Raw genomic sequence first — 531 nt, forward strand, 5'->3', positions numbered from 1 at the left:
TGTCGTCGGGTACGACGGATTTCCCTCACAGCCTGAATAGCGTGATTGCGCAGGCGCGTGCGCAGCACGGCGCGGAATCGCTGGCGATAAAAGGCAGCGACGGCAGCGAAGGTTTTTTCATGGCGCGCGTCGAGGCGCAGCGCAAGGTCATTCCGTACCGCAGTCCGTTCGAGCATCGCAAGCCCGAGATGCGGTTGCAGACGGCAACCGTCGTCGGCCCCGCGAACGAAGAGGTCTATACCGACGAACTGAATCGCATCAAGGTACGTTTCCATTGGGACCGCTTGAATCAGGGCGATGAAAACGCATCGTGCTGGGTGCGCGTCGCGATGTCGGATACAGGTGGCGGTTATGGCAGCGTGCATGTGCCGCGTATCGGCGAAGAAGTGATCGTCAGCTGGCTCGATGGCGATTGCGACCGGCCTGTCGTCACGGGGCGCGTCTATAACGGCGCGAAGACGCCGCAATGGCATTCGAACGGCATTCTGTCGGGCTATCGCTCGAAAGAGTACCAGGGCAGCGGCTACAACC

At 61.0% G+C, this 531-nt stretch carries 1 protein-coding gene; it reads left to right on the forward strand.

Annotated elements, in window-relative coordinates; genetic code table 11:
* Nucleotides 1-531: type VI secretion system tip protein VgrG (gene vgrG / locus G3O01_RS45045; RefSeq protein WP_205814012.1), on the forward strand; the 531-nt coding region annotated here is incomplete at both ends.

The sequence above is a fragment of the Burkholderia sp. Ac-20365 genome (assembly GCF_017104715.1).
Classification (GTDB): domain Bacteria; phylum Pseudomonadota; class Gammaproteobacteria; order Burkholderiales; family Burkholderiaceae; genus Paraburkholderia.